Origin of the sequence: Spirilliplanes yamanashiensis (assembly GCF_016863475.1) — a bacterium.
GTDB classification, from domain to species: domain Bacteria; phylum Actinomycetota; class Actinomycetes; order Mycobacteriales; family Micromonosporaceae; genus Spirilliplanes; species Spirilliplanes yamanashiensis.
Map to the genome: position 1 here is coordinate 1 of NZ_BOOY01000035.1, position 19,094 is coordinate 19,094.

The following is a 19,094-nucleotide window of genomic DNA, read 5'->3' on the forward strand; positions in this document are numbered from 1 at the left end:
GGTCGCCGCCAGCGCGGCGGCCAGGTGAGCCGGCGTGGGCAGGATGCGCAGCGCCTCCTCGATCTCGGCACGCGCCCACGCCCGGTGCTCCGGGTCCGCCGCCGGGTCGCGGGCGATCCGCGTCTGCCGCAGCAGGAAGTTCAGCCGGCTCGCCACCAGCATCGTGAAGTCCGCCGGGGCGGCGACCCGGCCCGGGCCGCCCGCGGCCACGTACGCGGCGTGCGCCGCCCGCATCGCCGCCAGGTCGGGCGCCGGGTCGCAGAACCAGTCGAACAGCGCCCCGGCCAGTTCCCGGGACGGGTCGGCCGGGCCGAGGTCGTCGAAGTCCAGCACCACCAGCTCCCCGCGGGCGTCCTCCAGGACGTTGCCGGGGTGCAGGTCGCGGTGGCAGACGATCAGCCGGGCCGGGTCGGCCGGCGTGACCAGGGCGGTCAGCGCGGGCAGGCCGGCCGGCGGGGTGGCCCACGCGGCGTCCGGCGGCGGGCGCTCGTACCAGTCGTCGACCGGTTCGCCCGCGGCCGGCGGGGCGCACCGGTGCAGCCGGGCCAGCAGCTCGCCCAGCCGCCCCGGGGTCGCCGCCGCGGCGAGGTCCACGGGCCGCACGTCCACCCAGTCGTGCAGGCGCAGCGCCGCGCCGTCCGGCGCCGGGGTCACGTATCGGCCGTGGACGTCCGGGTGGCTCAGCGGCACCCGCACCCCGGCCGCCGCCGCGCGCCGGGTGAACGCCACCTCCGCGGCCACCCGCTGCGGGTCGGGCGGGTCGGCGAAGATCTCCTTCAGCGCGTACACCGCCCGGCCGGTGTCCACCCGCCACACCCGGCCGAGGGCGCCGCGCGGCCCCTCGGTCACGGCGACGTCCGCGTCCCAGCCGAACGCCGCCCGGGCGAGCGGCAGCAGCCGCACCTAGCGCATCCGGACCAGGGCGCCGCGCAGCCGCTCCTGCGTGCGCCGCCGGTTCTCGTTGGTGGCGCCGAGGAACAGCAGCAGGACCGCCAGCGGCAGCAGCACCAGCCACGGGCCCACCAGCGTCACGCTGAAGTGCAGCGCGGCGATGGTCGTCGCCGCCGCGCCCACCACGACCGGGGCCTGCTGCTGCAGCTTCGAGCCGACGATGAGCGTCGCCACCGCCCCGAGCAGCAGCAGCACCTCGCGCACGTCGCCGCTGTCGGTGGTCAGCACGATGCCGATGGTCGGCACGAACGCCGCCAGCAGCGCCGGGCCGTACGCCGCCCAGCTGCTCAGGTCGGGGCGGTGCCGCGCCTCGAAGATGCCGACGCCCAGGGCCAGGGCCGCGAACGGCAGCGTGTACGCCTCCGGCAGCGCCACATCGGACACCGTCATCAGCAGCCACAGGGCGACCACCTCGAAGCCGGCCGACACCCAGAACAGGGTGCGCCGCTCCGACGGGGCCCGGCTGGGCCGGATCGCCGACAGGCCGAGCACGGCGCCCCACGCGGCGAACAGCGCCGCCAGGTGGCTGGGGGAGTCGTACGCCAGCGCGAGCGCGAGCAGCGCCGACGCGTAGCCGGCCCACTCGACGACGGTGGCCTCGCGCAGGTGCTCGGGGCGGCCCAGCCGGGGCAGGGTCGCCTCCAGGATGAGCAGGCCCGCGCCGACCGCGAGGGCGCCGAACGCCGTCCACGCGTTCGGGTAGCCGGCGCTCTCGCCCAGCGTCAGCACGAAGCCGTGCGCCATCAGCGCGGCGAACAGCCAGCCCAGGATGCGGGCCCGCTGCGACCGGCCGGCGATCGCGGCGACCAGGCCGACGCCGACGGCGCTGCCCAGCGTGAACAGGGTCAGCCGCCGCTCCGCCAGCGCCCCGGCCAGCCCGGCGTTGCCGGCGAGCAGGCCGATGACGAACACCGCCGTGCGGGTGAACCGCAGCATCGGCGCGTGCAGGTCGACCGGCGGCGGGGTGAGGGCCAGCCCGAGCATGGCGAGCGTGAAGACGGCCAGCCCCGCCGTCGTGGACGCCGGCCACGGGGCGTTCAGCGCCACCGGGGTGATGAGCAGCGTGACGGCCAGGCCGGGCAGCACCACCGGCACGGTCTCGGCCGGGCGGCCGCCGAAGCCGAGCGCGGCCAGCGCCGCCGCGATCGTCAGCAGCACCGCGGCGAGCACGCTGGTGCCGTCGACGCGGCCCGCCAGCGCCGGGTCGGCCAGCGCCGGGATCGGCCCCTCCCACACGGCGCCCAGCTGGCCGAGCGGGTCGACCAGGGCGGCCTTGAGGGCGGGTGCGATGGACGCCAGCGCCAGCGCGGTCGGCAGCGCCGCCACCGCGACGGCGCCGGTGGCCGGGTCCACCGACCAGCGGTCGCGCAGGGTCAGCGGCCGGATCAGCGTCCAGCGGCGCTCCGAGGCGCCCGGGTACCAGCGCGGGCGCTCGCCGACCCGGACGGTCTCCGGGGCGGCGGCGAGCGACGGCGCGCGGACGGCGCCGCGCAGCAGCTCGGCGATGACCCCGAGCAGGGCGGCCGCGGCCGCGTACAGGGCGGTGGGGTGGTTCGTGGGCAGCGAGGCCAGCGCGGTGGCGGTGGCGCCGCCGACCAGGCCGATCGTCGCGTACGGCAGGTACTGCGCGATGTAGCGGCTGAACAGCGCCAGCACCGCCAGGCACAGCGCGGAGGCGGCGAGCGCGGCCGTCAGCACCACCTGGGCGGTGCGGCCCTGCCCGGCGGTCAGCGCGGCGAACACGCCCGGCAGCGCGATCAGGGCACCCGCCGTGGCGGCGCCGCCGATCTGGGCCAGGTGCCGCGGCATGCCGGTGTCGTCGAGGGCCAGGTCGAGGACCTCGTCGTCGAACTCGGCGACGGCCTCGCTCTGCGGGGCGGTCTTGGCCAGCGCGGCCACCACCACGCAGACGACCACGATGACGAGCAGGGCGATGCCGGTGCTCCACGGCCGGACCAGCCCGACCGCGACGGCGTGCACGGACACCACGCCGGCCACGGACGCGCGGGCCGCGGCGGCGCGCGGGTCGCTCGTGGCGGTGGACGCGACGCCGTAGCCGAGCGCGACCGCGCCGCCGAGCAGCAGCGGCGCCCACCACGGCAGCCCGAACGCGGCCGGCGCGCCGACGGTGGCGAGCGCGGCGGCCAGCCCGGACGTCCACGACGACCACGGCCGGGGCAGGGCGGCCGCGGCGGCGACCGCCAGCAGCACCAGCGCGACCGGCGCCTGCCAGTCGCCGCTGCCGGTGACGGCGTCCACGTCGGAGGCCCACAGCGGGCCGGGCGCGCCGAGGATGCGCAGCCCGTCCGCGCCGGCCCGCCAGCCGGCCAGCGTCAGGATGACGACGCCGCCGGCCGCGGCGCCCAGCACCGGGCCGCGGCGCCAGTCGGCGGGCAGCGCCCGCACGCCGAACGCGACGATCAGCACCACCGCGGCGGCGGCCACCAGGGTCGCCGTGGGGTAGGCCAGCGCGACGACCCGGGCCAGCGCGCCGATGATCGCCACCGTGGCGGCGGCCGCGGCCACGTCGGGGCCGTCGACCATCCGGTCGGAGCGGCGGTTCGCGTCGATGGTCGGGGCGAAGAACAGCAGCACCGCGGCGACCATGAGCAGCGCCCCGACCCACACGTCGGGCGCGGTCGCGCCGGGCGCCCGGAACGCGGCCACCGTGACGGCGAGCGCGCCCAGCCCGGTGCCGACGGTCAGCGGGGTGCTCACCTCGCGCCGGGCCACCTGGCTGACGGCGGCGTAGGCGAGCGTCACGGCCACGGCCACGAACGACACCGCCATCACCGGCACGGTGACGTCCTCGGTGGCGGGCGGCGTGGCGCCGCCGGTGGCCTGGGCGGCCACGCCCGCCGCGGCGACCGCGCCGGGCAGCGCCAGGGCGGCCGCCCCGGCGGCCCAGTCGCCGACCTGCCAGGCGTACAGGCGGGTGGGCAGCTGGCGCGCGACCAGCGCGACCATGATGCCGGCGCCGGTGATCGCGGTCAGCGCGGCCGCCGTCAGCCACGGGGCGGCCAGGGCGGCGCCCGCGCCGAACAGCCCGACCACGCCGGCGGCGGCGATGTGCGCCACCGCGGCCCGCCGGTCGCCGGCCGCCAGGCCCGCCACCCCCAGGCCGATCGCGGCCACCACCAGCGGCCACGGCGCCTCGGTCCAGCTCAGCTGCATCGACGCCGGCACGGCCAGCGCGGTCAGCGCCACCCCCGCCACGGCGCCGGCGTGCCGGTACTCGCGGGGCAGCGCCAGCGCGGCGGCCAGCGTGAGCAGCAGCCCGCTGACCACCAGCTGCCAGCCGCCGGTGTCGGCGGCGGCCATCCGGTCGGCGTACAGGGCCGGGTCGATCTGCCACACCGGGCGCGCCGCCCGCACCGGGGCGACCGCCGCGCCCAGCACGTCCAGCGCCACCACGACGCCCACGACGGCCAGCGCCGCCGCGGACGCGTACTGCGGTGCGCGCCGCTCGCCGTCGGGCAGCAGCCGCACCGCGGCGCCGGTGACGGCGATCGCGGCGGCGGTCACGGCGAACGTCCACGCCGGGGCGCCGACGGCGGCGACCCGGGCGGCCGCGCCGATGATCGACAGCACCAGGACGGCGTTGGCGGCCGAGCGGATCGTGCGGTTGTCCAGCAGGTGCGCCGCCACCACGCCGACCACCGCGGCGAGCACGAGCAGCAGGCCGGAGCGCAGCGCGTCGGACGTGACGTCGGCGCCGGTCAGCGCGGCCGTGGCGAAGAACAGCGCCACCACGACGGCGGCCGCGAGCAGCGTGAACGTCAGCTCTCGCAGCCAGCGCGCGGACGGCGGCGACTGGCTCGCCACCGGCGGCTCGGTGCCGGGCGGCGGGGCGCCCTCCGGCCGCGGGCCGGTCAGCCAGCGCACCCCGCGCCAGCGCGACGCCCGCGGCGGGGTCAGCGTGCCGATGACCAGGTCCGGCTCCTCCGGCGCGGACTCGAAACGCTCGTGCGCGTCGTGGTCCGGGTCGTCCGGGGGCAGCGGCACCGTCTCCGGCCACTCCGGCTCCAGGCGGCGCCCGCGGCGGATCAGCGTGGTCAGCAGCACCAGGTCGATCACGGCCACGGCGGTCAGCACCGCGGCCCACCCGGCCGGGCTCTCGATCAGGTCGTACGCGAGCAGCGGTGGCACCGGCTGCACGGCCAGCACGGTGGCGTAGCGCGGCGCGGCCAGCCGGACGGTGCCCGTGTAGCCGAACGCGACCACGGCCGTGACCAGGAACGTCAGCCCGAGGAACAGCTGCTCGCTGACCCCGCCGCCAAGCGCGTCGACGCCGTGCAGGGCGTACCCGGTCAGCGGCACCAGGGTGAGGCCGACGGCCGCGACCGTCTCGGCGGTCGTGGTCAGCTCCCGCCGGGAGATGACCGGCGCGAGCGCCAGGGCGGCCACCGCCGCGATCGCGAGGATCGTGGCGCGGGCCAGCGCGTTCAGGCCGCTGGTGGCGAACGAGGCGAACACCACCGCGGACACGCCGATGAGCAGCACGCTCAGCGCCAGCATGATGTTCTGCACCGACCGCGACGACGCCTCCGGCGCGGGCTCGGCCGCGAGGTCGACCTCGGGCGGCGGCGGGACGCTGCGGTCCGTCGGCGGCGGGTCGTCGAGCAGCGCGGTGACGCCGTCGCCCAGCACCCCGCTCGGCGGCACCGGACCCGGCGGGACGGCGCCCGGCGGCATCGCGCCGGTCGGCCGGCGGCGGCGGACCCGGCGGGTGCGCTGGCCCTGCTGGGCGGCGCGCTCCGCGTTCGCGTGCGCCAGGATGTCGCGCTGGAACCGGGCCGCCTGCAGCTTGCTGGCCAGCTGCGAGCGCTCCTTGACGATGGCCATGTCGCGCAGGTTCATCTCGGTGATGGACCGCTCGATCCGGGCCAGCTCGTCGTCGAGCGCGTTGACCGTGCCGCAGTGCGGGCAGCGCACCGACGGGTTGATCGGGCGGCCGCAGTTCGAGCAGGGGACCAGCGCCATGGGACCTCCTCGACGCGACCGGGTCGAGCCGACACCCCGGGCGCGCGACCCCGGCACATCGCGCGCTCTAGGAGGAAGCATGCCCACATGACACCGCGTTGAACAGCCCCACACGGGTGGAGATCCACCGAAACTGCGGGCCGGAGGTGTTCCCCGTCACGATCCGGGCATGTCAGGCGGGTTGCACCCGCGGCGTGCTAGGCGCGCGGCTGGGGGCGGCCCATGCCCCGGTACTGCCAGCCGGCCTGCGCCCACAGCGTGGCGTCCAGGCAGTTCCGGCCGTCGATGACGCGCTTGTTGGCGACCAGCTCGCCGATCTGCACCGGGTCGGCGTTGCGGAACTCGGCCCACTCGGTGAGCACGCAGACCAGCTCGGCGCCCGTGACGGCCTCGACCATCGAGCCCGTGTACGTCAGGTCCGGCTGGGCCAGCTGGGCGTTGCCCATGCCCTCCGGGTCGTAGACGCGCACGTCGGCGCCCGCCTTGGCCAGCGCCGCCGCTACCGCCAGCGACGGCGCGTCGCGCACGTCGTCGGAGTTGGGCTTGAACGCGGCGCCCAGCACGGCGATGCGGGTGCCGGACAGGTCCGGGCCGGCCGGGCCGTGCCGGCGGCCCAGCAGCTCCGCGGCCAGGGTCACCACGCGGGTGCGGCGGCGCAGGTTGATGAGGTCGACCTCGTGCAGGAAGCGCAGCGCCTCGCCGGCGCCCAGCTCCTGCGCCCGGGCCTGGAACGCGCGGATGTCCTTGGGCAGGCAGCCGCCGCCGAAGCCGACGCCGGCCTGCAGGAAGCGGTTGCCGATGCGCGGGTCGTACCCGATCGCCTTGGCGAGCTGCGTCACGTCGCCGCCGGCGACCTCGCACACCTCGGCCATCGCGTTGATGAAGGAGATCTTGGTGGCCAGGAACGCGTTCGCGGCGACCTTGACCAGCTCGGCGGTCGCGAAGTCGGTGACGACCAGCGGCACCTCGCGGTCCTCGGTGGCGGCCAGGTCGAACACGCCCTTGTGGGCCGCGTACAGCATGCCGTTGGCCCAGTCGGACTTCACGCCGACGACGATGCGGTTGGGCCGCAGCACGTCCTCGACGGCGAAGCCCTCCTGCAGGAACTCGGGGCTCCACGCCACCTCGACGCCCAGCTCCGCGGGGGCGTGCTTGCTGACCAGCTGCTCGATCCACTCGGCGGTGCCGACCGGCACGGTCGACTTGCCGACGATCAGCGCCTTGCGGCTCAGGTGCTGCGCGAGATTCGTCACCGACGCCTCGACGTAGCGTAGGTCGGCGCCCATGCCGTCGGCCCGCTGCGGCGTGCCCACGCAGATGAAGTGGACGTCGGCGAAGTCGGCCGTCTCGGCGTAGCTGGTGGAGAAGCGCAGCCGGCCCGACTGCAGGTTGCGGCGCAGCAGCTCGTCGAGGCCCGGCTCGTGGAACGGCACCGCGCCGCCCGCCAGCTTGGCGATCTTCGCCTCGTCGATGTCGAAGCCGATGACCTCGTAGCCCAGCTCGGCGAAGCAGATCGCGTACGTGGCGCCGAGGTAGCCGGTGCCGAGGAAGCTCAGCCGCGGTCGCGGCGCGCCGGACGGCACGCTGACCGCCGGGAACGACGGCACGGGCTGGCTGGTCGGGTACGGGATCGTCACGCCTGCGACTCCGCTCGCACGGGCGGCGCATGTCTCGCGTCGCGCGGGTGGACCGGCGCGGCTGCGCCGGGGGTGGAGGCTACACGTTCTCATGGTCCATCGCGGTCCGCCGCATCGCCCACCCGCGTTTTGTGGTCCGTTAAGCTACTGACCGGTAGGGTGACGGCGAGGCAGGTCAGACAGGGGGCAGTGCGATGTTCGACGTATACCGGTTGCCGGATGACCACCAGGCCATCCGGGAGGCCGTGCGCGAGGTCTGCGACGCCCGCGTCGCACCGCACGCCGCCGAGGCCGACGAGACCGGCGAGTTCCCCAAGCAGTCCTACGAGGCGCTGCGCGCGAGCGACTTCCACGCCCCGCACATCCCCGCCGAGTACGGCGGCGCGGGCGCCGACGCCCTGGCCACCGCCATCGTCATCGAGGAGGTCGCCCGCGCCTGCGCGTCGTCCTCGCTCATCCCCGCCGTCAACAAGCTCGGCACCATGCCGCTGCTGCTCGCCGCGTCCCCCGGGCTCAAGCAGCGCTACCTGCCCGCCGTCGCCGCCGGCGAGGCCATGTTCTCCTACTGCCTGTCCGAGCCCGAGGCCGGCAGCGACGCCGCCGGCATGACCACCCGGGCCGTGCTCGACGGCGACACCTGGGTGCTCAACGGCGCCAAGCGCTGGATCACCAACGCCGGCGTCAGCGAGTACTACACCGTGTTCGCCGTCACCGACCCGTCCGCCCGCTCCCGCGGCATCAGCGCGTTCGTCGTCGAGAAGGGCGACGAGGGCGTCTCCTTCGGCGCCCCGGAGAAGAAGCTCGGCATCAAGGGCTCCCCGACCCGCGAGGTCTACTTCGACAACGTCCGCATCCCCGCCGACCGCATCATCGGCGAGCCCGGCACCGGCTTCGCCACCGCCATGCAGACCCTCGACCACACCCGCGTCACCATCGCCGCCCAGGCCGTCGGCATCGCCCAGGGCGCCCTCGACTTCGCCCTGGGCTACGTCAAGGAGCGCAAGCAGTTCGGCCGGCCGATCGCCGAGTTCCAGGGCCTGCAGTTCATGCTCGCCGACATGGGCATGAAGCTCGAGGCGGCCCGCCAGATGACCTACGTGGCGGCCGGCAAGAGCGAGCGCGGCGACGCCGACCTGACCTACTTCGGCGCGGCCGCGAAGTGCTTCGCCTCCGACGCCGCCATGGAGATCACCACCGACGCCGTCCAGCTCCTCGGCGGCTACGGCTACACCCGCGACTACCCGGTCGAGCGGATGATGCGCGACGCGAAGATCACCCAGATCTACGAGGGCACCAACCAGGTCCAGCGCATCGTCATGGCCCGCCAGCTCCTCAAGGACTGATATCCACAGGGGACGGTGACGGGGCGGCGGGGGGTCGCTGTGAGTTGCTAGCGTGCCGGGCATGGCGGATGAGGTTCGTGCCGACCCCGAGGCGATCGTCCGGTTGGCGAAGGCCACCCTGGCCGGCGCCGACGCGATGACCGACGGCTGGTCGGCGGCGCAGGGCGTCGTGGCCGCGCCCGGCGCCGCGTTCGGCAACTCGCAGGCCGGCCCGGCCCTCGCCGCCGGCTCCGACGGCGCCGCGGCCGCCACCGACACCACCTGGCGCCGCCTCGTCACCGTCTACGAGGGCGACGTCGACCGGCTCTACCGGGTCGCGTTCGCCTACCAGCAGGCCGACAGCGACGCCGCCGCCCGCCTGCCGCAGCGGCCGGGGGGCATCTGATGACCGCGCCCCAGATCCCGCCGCCCGACCCGGTGACGCTCGACAACCTGTGGGACCTCGAGGCCGACCCGGGCGCGGTGAGCCGCGCCGCCGAGGGCTGGCGCACGTTCGCCCGCGCCGCCGACGCCGCCCGCGACGCCGTCGACACCGCTGCCGCCCCGCTGCGCGGCGACGCGTGGGCCGGCGACACCGCCGACACCTACCACGACCAGCGCGCCAAGCTCGGCCGCGGCGTCGACGAGGTGGTCGAGGGCGCCGGCGCGTTCGCGGCCGCGCTCGCCGCGTCCGCCGCCGCGCTCACCACCGCCCAGTCCGGGCTCGCCGACTCGCTCGCCCGCGTCCGCGCCGCCGTGCCCACCACCGTCGCCGGCATGCGGGTCACGTTCGCCCCGCGCACCCCCGAGGAGATCCCGCCGATCAACACGGCCATCGCCGAGGCGCAGCGCATCCGCGCCGACCTCGACGGCGAGCTCGTCGCGCAGAACGGCAAGCTGGAGGCGGCCCGCCGCGAGATCGAGAGCCTCGCGGGCGTGTGGGACGGCGTCGCCCAGGGCCGCGACGACGGCTGGACGCTCCCGCCCGAGGCGCGCGGCACGAACTGGATCTACGACGGCGAGTCGGTCGTCCTCAACAGCGGCCCGGGCAACGACTCCGTGCAGGTCCGCGTCGACCCGCGCACCGGCGAGCAGATCGTCACCGTCAACGGCGTCAGCACCACCTTCCCGCCGCACTACCACGTCACGATCCGCGCCGGCCAGGGCAACGACACGGTCGACGTCGAGCCGGGCACCCGCGTCCGGCTCACCCTGCTCGGCGGCGAGGGCGACGACGTGCTCAAGGGCGGCGACGGCGCCGACCGCATCCTCGGCCACGACGGCCGCGACCACGTCGAGGGCCGCGGCGGCGACGACCGCCTCACGCTGGGCGCCAGCCGCGAGCCGACCGCGGACGAGGCGCAGGCGCTGCGCGAGGCGAACAAGATCTTCCAGGAGCACATGCACGGCGGCGACGGCGCCGACCGCCTGTACGGCGGCCTCGGCAACGACTACGTCACGGGCGGCGGCGGCGACGACGTGATCGAGGGCGGCGAACGCGACGACACCCTCGACGGCCAGGACGGCACCGACACGATCCGCGGCAACGACGGTCGCGACAACCTCTACGGCCGCGGCGGCGCCGACACCGTCGACGGCGGCGACGGGCGCGACTACCTCGACGGCGGCGACGACCACGATCAGCTGCGCGGCGGCCTCGGCGACGACACCGTCTACGGCATGGGCGGCGACGACACCGTCGACGGCGGCTCCGGCCAGGACTACCTGGAGGGCGGCCAGGGCAACGACCGCCTCGCCGGCGGCGCGGGCAACGACATGCTCTCGGGCGGCCGCGGCGACGACACGCTGCTCGGCGGCACCGGCGACGACAGGTCCTACTCCGGCTGGGGCCGCGACACCGTCACCGCCGGCGGCGGCAACGACCAGGTGTTCGGGCAGAGCGACGACACGGTGACCGGCGCCGAGAAGGTCGTCAACGTGGAGATCTCCGACGACGTCGACTTCATCAAGGTCACCGGGTCACCCGACTTCGTCGCCCGGGTCGAGGCCGACCTCGACCTGCTGCGCGCCTCGCCCACGGGCCAGCAGATGCTCGCCAACCTGCAGAAGGCCGGCGAGGACAGCGGCCACTGGTTCTACGACGGCAACGGCCTCACGATCTCCGAGATGACGAAGGAGAACGGCGAGGCCACGTCGAGAGGCACGTTCTGGGGCGAGGAGTACGGCATCAAGTACAACCCGTCGTTCGACACCCTCCACGACGGACCGCCGGTCACGATCCTCTACCACGAGCTGGCCCACGTGTACGACTACGCGAACGACACCCTCGCCGACGGCCAGTACACCGGCTCCGACAACCCGGACGTGCCGAACCGGGAACGCGTCGCCGCCGGGCTGCCGATCGACCACGACGGCGACCCGGGCACACCCGTCCAGATCGATCCGCGGCACCCGGTCGAGTTCTCGGAGAACGGCCTCCGCGACGAACTCGGCGCGCCGCGCCGGCCGGTGTACTGAGATGCGGATCCGCCGTGTCCTCGCGACCGCACCGGTCGTCGCGCTGCTCACCACCGCCGTGGCCTGCTCCGGCGACGACGGGCCACCGCTGCCCGACCGGACCGGCCCGACGGTGGCCGCCACCCTGACGGCCACCCTGACCCGCACCCCGGACGCCCTGACGTGGTCGTGGTCGCTGCGCAACGATGAGCCGGCCGAGATCGCCGTGTTCAGCGGCGACTCCGCCGACGAGGACGGCGCCGGCGGCGGGTCGTCGAACTCGCCCACCGCGTGGGTCGTGCCGCGGGACGACACGACGGTGGAGGTGTCGAAGCGGTTGCTCGCACAGCCGCCCGACGTGGGGCTGGCGCGGCCGTCCACGCAGTACGGCACGGTTTTGCCCGCAGGCACCACCCTCGCCGGCACCGCGACCGTGTCCCTGCCGCTGCGCCTGGCCCACCCGTACCGGACGTCCTTCGACCCGCCCCTGCGGCTGCCCGAGGACCCGGAGTCGGTGGTGTTCTGCATCGGCGTCGCCCGGGCCGAGGGGTTCCCGCCGCGGCCGTTCGAGACGCCGGCGGGCGACGGACCCACCCCGGCGGCGAGCGCCGGCACGCTGTACGCGTCGCCGGACGGCGCCGCGCCGCCCGGCGCCCGGAAGGCGCGGTACGTGCACGGCAGCGGCGAGCGGCAACACCTCGTCTGCGCGCCGCCCCAGCCGCTGTGACGCGGCGCGTCCTCGCGGCGGCGCCGATCGCCGCGCTGGTCACCGCCGCCGGCGCGTGCACCGCCGGCGCGCCGTCGCTGCCCCACACGACGGGCCCGCGGATCGGGGTCACGCTGACGGCCACGTTCGCGCGGACGCCGGAGCCCTCACCTGGACGTGGACCCTGCGCAACGACGAGCCCGGCGAGGTGGCCGTGTTCAGCGGCGGCCCCGGCGAGAGCGAGGGCCCGGGACTGTCCAACACGGACGCGCCGTCGGTGGTGCCGCGCGACGGCGAGACCGTCGAGGTGTCGCAGCGGCTGTTCGAGCAGCCGCCGAACGTGGGGCTGGCCCGCCCGTCCACCCGATACGGCACGCTGCTGCCGCCCGGCGCGACGCTGTCCGGCAGCGCCCGGGCGCCGCTGCCGCTGACCCTGTCCCACCCGTACCGCACCTTCTTCGACCCGCCGCTCCAGCTGCCCGAGGACCCGCGGTCGGTGGTGTTCTGCCTCGGCGTCGGCCGCGCCCGGGACCTCACCCCGCCCGTCCCGATCGAGACGGCCGGCGACGGCCCGGCGGGCCGTCGGCGGCGCCCGCGACGCTGTACGCCCCGCCGGACGGGCCGGCGCCGCCCGGCGCGCGTAAGGCCCGGTACCTGCACGGCGCGGGTGACCGGCAGTAGCTGGCCTGCGCCGCACCGGAGAGTCTGTAGCGCGGTCGCCGCGGGTGACCACGTGATGTCTTCCGGCGGCACCGGCAGATATCGAGGGCCATCGAGGGGTGGGCGGCGGGCCGCCGCTACCCTCAGGCGCGATGTGGTGGGCGATGGCGGCGCCGGCCGGACCGGTGCTGCCGCATGGGGGTCGCGGTGCAGTTCCGGCTTCTCGGACCGGTCGAGGCGTACGTCCGGACGGGCCGCTCGTCGTCGGGCACGCCAAGCAGCGGTGTGTCCTCGCCGTCCTGCTCATGGACGCGGGCGCCGTCGTGCCGGCCGCCGGCCTGATCGACCGGGTGTGGGGCAACGACCCCCCGGACGGCGCCCTCAACGTCCTGTACAGCTACGTCTGCCGGCTGCGCAGGGCGCTGGGCCCGGCGGGCGTGCCGCTGCTGCGGCGCTCCGGCGGGTACCTGCTGGACGTGGACCGCGACCGGGTCGACGTGCACCGCTTCCGCCGCCTGGCCGCCACCGCGGACGCCGCGCCCGACCCGGCGGCCGCGCTGGACGCGGCCCTCGCCCTGTGGGGCGGGACGGCGTTGTCCGGGCTGGCCGGTCCGTGGGCGGGCAGCGTGCGGGCCACCCTGGACGACGAGCGGGTGGCCGTGCTGATGGCGCGTAACGAGGTGCACCTCGCCGCGGGCCGGCCCGCCGAGGTCGTCCGCGTGCTGCGCGACGCCGTCGCGGCGCGGCCGGACGACGAGCGCCTCGTCGAGCAGCTGATGCTGGCGCTGTACCGGTGCGGGCTGCCCGCGGAGGCGCGGCGGCAGTACCGCGCGGTCGCCGACCGGGCGGCCGCCGAGGGGGCGGCGCCCGGCCGCCGCCTGCGCGACCTGCACGAACGCATCCGGCGCGCCGACCCGGTGCTGGCGGTCGGGCAGCCCTGATTCGTCCTGCGGGCAGGTCCGCCGCCCGTCCGGACGACCGCAGTCTCCCCATCGCGCGAACACCGGTGCACACCGGACAAATTCAAGATTTTCTCAAGGTCTTCGCGCCGCGGCATGCCCACCATCCTTCGTGCAGCCCGACCCGCCGGCACCCGCCGGACGCGGTCAGGGATCGAGAAGGGGAGGCTCATCCGTGTTGTCGAGGACCAGACGAGGCGTGCTCGCGGGGGCGCTGGGAATCGCGATGGCAGGCGTCTCGGCCGGGGCGGCCGTGGCGGCCCCGGCGCCCGACCCGGGCCCGGCGCCGAAGTTCCGCGCGGCCGTCGTCGACGGGGTGGCGGACAGCTACATCGTCATGCTGAACGGCACCGAGGGCACCGAGCGGGCGGGCGCCCTGGCGGCCCGCTTCGGCGGGACCCTGTCCCGGGTGTACCCGGCGCTCAAGGGCTTCTCGGTGCGGATGTCCGCCGCCGAGGCGCGCGAGCTGAGCAAGGACCCGACGGTGGCGCTCGTCGAGCAGAACTCCGTCGCCCACATGCAGGACGTGCAGCTGGACCCGCCGTCCTGGGGCCTGGACCGGGTGGACCAGCCGCACCTGCCGCTCAACGAGACGTTCACGTCGCCGGAGCGCGGCGCGGGCGTCCACGCGTACATCATCGACTCCGGCATCCGCAGCACCCACGACGAGTTCGGCAACCGCGCCACCCGCGACGCCGACTTCATCGGCGACGGCCGCAACGGCGACGACTGCAACGGCCACGGCACGCACGTCGCCGGCACGGTCGGCGGCGCGACGTCCGGCGTCGCGCGGGGCGTGCGCCTGCACGGCGTCCGCGTCTTCGGGTGCAGCGGCGGCAGCCCCTGGGACGTCATCATCGACGGCTTCGACTGGGTCGTCGCGAACGCGCAGCGCCCCGCCGTCATCAACGCCAGCCTCGGCGGCGGCGCGAGCGCGTCGGTCGACGCCGCCGCCAACCGCGCCATCAACGCCGGCATCCCGGTCGTGCTCGCCGCCGGCAACGACACCGACGACGCGTGCGACCACTCGCCGGCCCGGGTCCGCAACGCCCTCACCGTGGCGAACTCGACCTCCGCGGACGCGCAGTGGACCACCTCGAACTGGGGGACCTGCGTCGACCTGTACGCCCCCGGCCGCTCGATCATCTCCGCGGGCATCACCAGCGACACCGCCACGGCGACGATGACCGGCACGTCGATGGCGGCGCCGCACGTCGCCGGCGCGGTCGCCGCGTTCCTGGAGCGCAACCCGCGCGCCACCCCGGCGCAGGTCAGCGAGCACATCGTCGACACGGCCACCCCGGACGTCATCACCAACCCGGGCACCGGCACCCCGAACCGCCTGCTGATGGCGGGCAACGACGGCCTGTCGAGCAGCCGCGGCGACTTCAACGGCGACGGCAAGGACGACGTCGTGACGTTCACCCGCGGCGGCGCCGGCGACGTGTACGTGGCCACCTCTACCGGCACCGGCTTCACCGGCACGGGCGTGAAGTGGCACGACCACTTCGCGGTCGGCGCGGAGATCCCGCTGGTCGGCGACTTCAACGGTGACAAGAAGGACGACATCGTCACCTTCACCCGCGGCAGCGCCAAGAACGTCTTCGTGGCGCTCTCCAACGGCAGCGAGTTCGTCGGCGACGCCGTGAAGTGGCACGACTCCTTCGCGGTCGGCGCGGAGACCCCGCTGGTCGGCGACTTCAACGGCGACGGCAAGGACGACATCGCCACGTTCACCCGCGGCGCCGAGGCCGACGTCTACGTCGCGCTGTCCAACGGCAGCAAGTTCGTGGGCACGGCCGTGAAGTGGCACGACTGGTTCGCCGCGAACTGGGAGATCCCCCTGGTCGGCGACTTCAACGGCGACAAGAAGGACGACATCGCCACCTTCACCCGCGGCGACAGCGCCAACGTGTACGTGGCCCTGTCCAACGGCACCTCGTTCGTCGGCACGTCGGACAAGTGGCACGACTGGTTCGCCGCCGGCTCGGAGCTGCCGCTGGTCGGCGACTTCAACGGCGACAAGAAGGACGACATCGCCACCTTCACCCGCGGCACGTCGGCGAACGTCTACGTGGCCACGTCGAACGGCAGCGACTTCGTCGGCACGTCGGTCCGCTGGAACGACGCGTTCGCGGCCGGCACCGCGGTCCCGGGCGTCGGCGACTTCACCGGCGACGGCAAGGACGACATCGTGTCCTTCAGCCGCGGCACCACCGGCGACGCGTTCGTGAGCCGCTCCACCGGTACGGCCTTCGGCGCGGCGACGAAGTGGCACGACTGGTTCGGCGTCGGCGCCGAGGTGCCGCTGCCGGGCAGCCTCTGGTGACCGTCTCCTGAGCAGGACGTGGGCCCCGCCGGCACCGGCGGGGCCCACGCTGTGCGCGCTGTGCTCCCGCCGGGCGCGCGACTGCGCCGCCCGGCGCCGCGTTCTGCACGGCGCGGGCGACCGGCGGCACCCGGCGTGCGCCGTGCCGTGCCGTTCTAGCCGGTCCGCCGGGCCCGCAGCACCGCGTCGCGGAGCGTGCCGCCCCGCCCGCCGGGCCTCGTCCGGGTCTCCGCGACGGCGATCTCCCACCCGGCCGGGTCGAGTCCGGCCGCCACCTGCTCGGCCGTGATGTGCGAGCCGGGCGCGTGGTCGTCGTGGCCGCCGTCCTCCGGCGCCGCGTGGCCCACGACCAGCAGGATGCCGCCCGGCGCGACCGCGGCGGCCAGGCGGCCGAACACGTCGGCGGTGGCGTGCACGTAGTGGGTGGTGACCAGGTCGAAGCGCCGTTCCGGCGGGGTCCACTCGGTGAGGTCGGCGGCCAGCCAGTCGATCCCGCCGGACCCGGCGTGCTCCTGCGCGCGGCGCAGCACGGTGGGGGAGATGTCGACGGCGGTGACCCGCCAGCCGCGCGCGGCGAGCCAGCGGGCGTCGGCGCCCTCGCCGCAGCCGGCGTCCAGGGCGGTGCCGGGCGGCAGGTCGGCGGCCTCGGCGACCAACTGCGGGTTCGGCTGCCGCCCCCCACCGTGCCCGGCCCCATGACCGTGCCCGGCCCCGTGACCGTGCCCGGCCGCCGGCGTGGCCGCGGGGTCGTTCCCCGCGTCGCCGGTCCCGTGGTCGCGGTAGTGGTTCTCCCAGTACGCGCGGTCGAAGTCCTCGGACACCCACGTCTCCTCTCGTCCGGTCCCGAGCATGGGGTCGGCCACCCCGGAACCGCAAACATCTTTGCCACCGTGGCAAACTCGACGACATGGACGACGACCTCGACCAGGCGCTCGGCGCCGTCGGTCCGCGGCTGCGGGCCCTGCGCAAGCAGCGCGAGACCACGCTCGCCGACCTGTCGGCCGCGACCGGCATCTCGGTGAGCACCCTGTCGCGGCTGGAGTCCGGGTCGCGGCGGCCCACCCTCGAACTGCTGCTGCCGCTGGCCAAGGCACACGGCGTCACCCTCGACGAGCTGGTCGGGGCGCCGCCCACCGGCGACCCGCGCATCCACCTGCGCCCCGTCACCCGGCACGGCATGACCATGCTGCCGCTGAGCCGGCGGGCCGGCGGCATCCAGGCGTACAAGCTGATCATCCCCGCGTCGAGCAGCCGGCGGCATCCCGAACCGAAGACCCATGAGGGGTACGAGTGGCTGTACGTGCTCGACGGCCGGCTGCGCGTCGTTCTCGGCGAGCACGACCTGGTGCTGGAGCCGGGGGAGGCGGCCGAGTTCGACACCCGGGTGCCGCACTGGTTCGGCGCGGCCGAGCCGCGGCCGGTCGAGTTCCTCAGCCTGTTCGGTCAGCAGGGCGAGCGCGCCCACCTGCGCGCCCAGCCCCGCACCAGGGCGCAGGGCTGACCGGGGTGCGAGCCGTGCCGGCGGCGTTGGCCGCCCTGCTGCTGGTCGCCGCCGGGGCGTGCGCCGCGCCCGCCGGGCCGCTGCCCGCCGCCGGCGGGCCCGTCCGGTCCGTCTTCCTCACCGCGACGCTGACCCGCACGCCCACCGCGCTGAGCTGGGACTACGTCCTGCGCAACGACGAGCCCACCGAGCTGGCCGTCTTCAACGGCGACCCCGCCGACGACAACCCCCTCGCCGAGTCGCCGTCGCCGCAGGCGTGGGTGGTGCCCCGCGACGGCACGACCGTCGAGGTCGCGCAGCGGCTGTTCGCAGCGCCGCCCACCGGCGGGCCGCACCGGTCGTACCTGCAGTACGGCACCGTGCTGCCGCCCGGCGCCACGCTGTCCGGGCGGGTCACCGTGCCGTACCCGCTGACGCTCACCCACCCGTACGGCACCGCCTTCGACCCGCCGCTGCGGCTGCCCGACGTCCGCGAGCGGGTGGTGTTCTGCATCGGCGTCGCCCGCCCCGCCGACGTGCCGGCAGCCGCGCGCCCGTCGGGCGGGCCCGCGGACCCCAGCGCCGTGCCCGGCGCCCGCACCCAGGTGTACGCGCACGGCGCCGACGTACCGCAGCATCTCGTCTGCGCACCCCCGGAACGGCTGCCGTGACCGTGCCGTCGTAGGGGGATGCGCTCACCCGCCGCCCTGCTCGCGCTCGCCGCCGTCCTCGGCGCGGCCGCCTGCACCGCCGACGACCGCCACACCCTGCCCGACCCGGCCGGCCCGCCCGTCGCCGCGACGCTGACCACCACGTTCACCCGCGCGCCCGGGCACCTGACCTGGGCCTGGACCCTGCGCAACGACGAGCCGCGCGACATCGCCGTCTTCTCCGGCACCATGGCCGGCGACGACGGGTCCGGCTCCTCGGCGGACGAGGGGGCGTGGGTGGTGCCGCGGGACTCCCGCACCGTCGAGGTGTCGCAGCGCCTGCTCGGACCGGCCCCGAACGTCGGCCTGGCCCGCTACCACAGCCAGTACGGCACGGTGCTCGCCACCGGCACCGAGGTGTCCGGCACGGCCACGGTGCGGCTGCCGCTGCGCCTCTCCCACCCGTACGCGTCCGCCTTCGAACCCGCCCTCGCCCTGCCCGACGAGCCGGACCGTGTCATCTTCTGCGTCGGCGTGGGCCGCGCCGCGGACCACCAGCCGATGTCGCGGCCCAGCGCCTCGGCCGCCCCGGGCCTGTACACGGCGGCCGACGGGACCGCGCCCGCCCACGCCCGCAAGGCCCTCTACCTGCTGGGCCAGAACGACCGGCAGCACCTGGTGTGCGCGCGCCCCGAGGAGCTGTAGTCAGGCGGACCGCTTCTGCGGGGTGATGACCCGGGTGACCTCGCCGTCGGCGGGTTCGTCGGTGCGCTGCGCCGGGATCGCCGCCGGCAGCATGGTGGTGGGGTCGTCCCCGTCGTCACCGTCGTCACCGTCGTCGCGGGAGTCACCTGCGGGCGGGGCCACGGTCGCGCCCGGCAGGGCGGTGGTGGGATCGTCCCCGGCGGCCGGCAGCGTCGTGGTCGGGTCCTCGGCCGCGGCGGCCGGCAGGGTTGTGGT

The 19,094-nt window shown here is 75.9% G+C and carries 14 protein-coding genes; 9 read left to right on the plus strand and 5 right to left on the minus strand.

Annotated features, from left to right (window positions below):
* The 3 genes from Sya03_RS24810 to Sya03_RS24820 form a co-directional block, all read right to left on the minus strand.
* Positions 1–903 (minus strand): phosphotransferase enzyme family protein (locus tag Sya03_RS24810; protein WP_203940821.1); only part of this gene is annotated, 903 nt, incomplete at its 3' end.
* Positions 904–5,934: a zinc ribbon domain-containing protein gene (locus Sya03_RS24815; RefSeq protein WP_203940822.1), complete on the minus strand. Its 5,031-nt coding sequence runs from the start codon at positions 5,932–5,934 to the stop codon at positions 904–906.
* A gap of 197 nt (positions 5,935–6,131) precedes the next feature.
* Positions 6,132–7,571, minus strand: coding sequence for a UDP-glucose dehydrogenase family protein (locus tag Sya03_RS24820; RefSeq protein ID WP_203940823.1), 1,440 nt, complete (start codon positions 7,569–7,571; stop codon positions 6,132–6,134).
* Between the two features lie 194 nt (positions 7,572–7,765).
* On the opposite strand from Sya03_RS24820, the gene Sya03_RS24825 reads away from it, so the two are divergent.
* The 6 genes from Sya03_RS24825 (at position 7,766) to Sya03_RS24850 (ending at position 16,004) form a co-directional block, all read left to right on the plus strand.
* On the plus strand, positions 7,766–8,914 hold the full coding sequence (locus Sya03_RS24825) for an acyl-CoA dehydrogenase family protein (RefSeq protein ID WP_203940824.1): 1,149 nt from the start codon (positions 7,766–7,768) through the stop codon (positions 8,912–8,914).
* Between the two features lie 61 nt (positions 8,915–8,975).
* The gene (locus Sya03_RS24830; protein ID WP_203940825.1) at positions 8,976–9,299 is read left to right on the plus strand and encodes a hypothetical protein; all 324 of its coding nucleotides are present in this window, start codon (positions 8,976–8,978) and stop codon (positions 9,297–9,299) included.
* Positions 9,299–11,371 (plus strand): M91 family zinc metallopeptidase, encoded by a 2,073-nt coding sequence (locus Sya03_RS24835; protein WP_203940826.1) that lies wholly within the window; start codon positions 9,299–9,301, stop codon positions 11,369–11,371. Before Sya03_RS24830 ends, Sya03_RS24835 begins: the two co-directional genes overlap by 1 nt.
* Position 11,372: 1 nt before the next feature.
* Positions 11,373–12,077, plus strand: coding sequence for a hypothetical protein (locus Sya03_RS24840; RefSeq protein ID WP_203940827.1), 705 nt, complete (start codon positions 11,373–11,375; stop codon positions 12,075–12,077).
* Between the two features lie 803 nt (positions 12,078–12,880).
* A complete protein-coding gene (locus tag Sya03_RS24845; RefSeq protein WP_275411482.1) occupies positions 12,881–13,657 on the plus strand; it encodes an AfsR/SARP family transcriptional regulator in 777 nt (258 codons plus the stop codon).
* Between the two features lie 244 nt (positions 13,658–13,901).
* The gene (locus Sya03_RS24850; protein ID WP_203940829.1) at positions 13,902–16,004 is read left to right on the plus strand and encodes a S8 family serine peptidase; all 2,103 of its coding nucleotides are present in this window, start codon (positions 13,902–13,904) and stop codon (positions 16,002–16,004) included.
* Between the two features lie 155 nt (positions 16,005–16,159).
* Here the strand turns inward: Sya03_RS24850 and Sya03_RS24855 are convergent, their stop codons facing one another.
* Entirely contained in the window at positions 16,160–16,825 is a 666-nt protein-coding gene (locus Sya03_RS24855) for a class I SAM-dependent methyltransferase (RefSeq protein WP_239107817.1), read from the minus strand.
* Positions 16,826–16,911: 86 nt separating this feature from the next.
* Here Sya03_RS24855 and Sya03_RS24860 point away from each other — a divergent pair, with 86 nt between their 5' ends.
* Genes Sya03_RS24860 through Sya03_RS24870 form a run of 3 tightly spaced genes read left to right on the plus strand, consistent with a single transcriptional unit; the run spans position 16,912 to position 18,839 of the window.
* A complete protein-coding gene (locus tag Sya03_RS24860) occupies positions 16,912–17,505 on the plus strand; it encodes a helix-turn-helix domain-containing protein (protein ID WP_203940831.1) in 594 nt (197 codons plus the stop codon).
* 14 nt (positions 17,506–17,519) lie between these two features.
* Entirely contained in the window at positions 17,520–18,155 is a 636-nt protein-coding gene (locus Sya03_RS24865) for a hypothetical protein (RefSeq protein WP_203940832.1), read from the plus strand.
* Positions 18,156–18,173: 18 nt separating this feature from the next.
* Positions 18,174–18,839, plus strand: coding sequence for a hypothetical protein (locus Sya03_RS24870; protein ID WP_203940833.1), 666 nt, complete (start codon positions 18,174–18,176; stop codon positions 18,837–18,839).
* Here the strand turns inward: Sya03_RS24870 and Sya03_RS24875 are convergent.
* The coding region (locus Sya03_RS24875; protein ID WP_373316100.1) for a hypothetical protein at positions 18,840–19,094 on the minus strand (255 nt) is incomplete at its 5' end.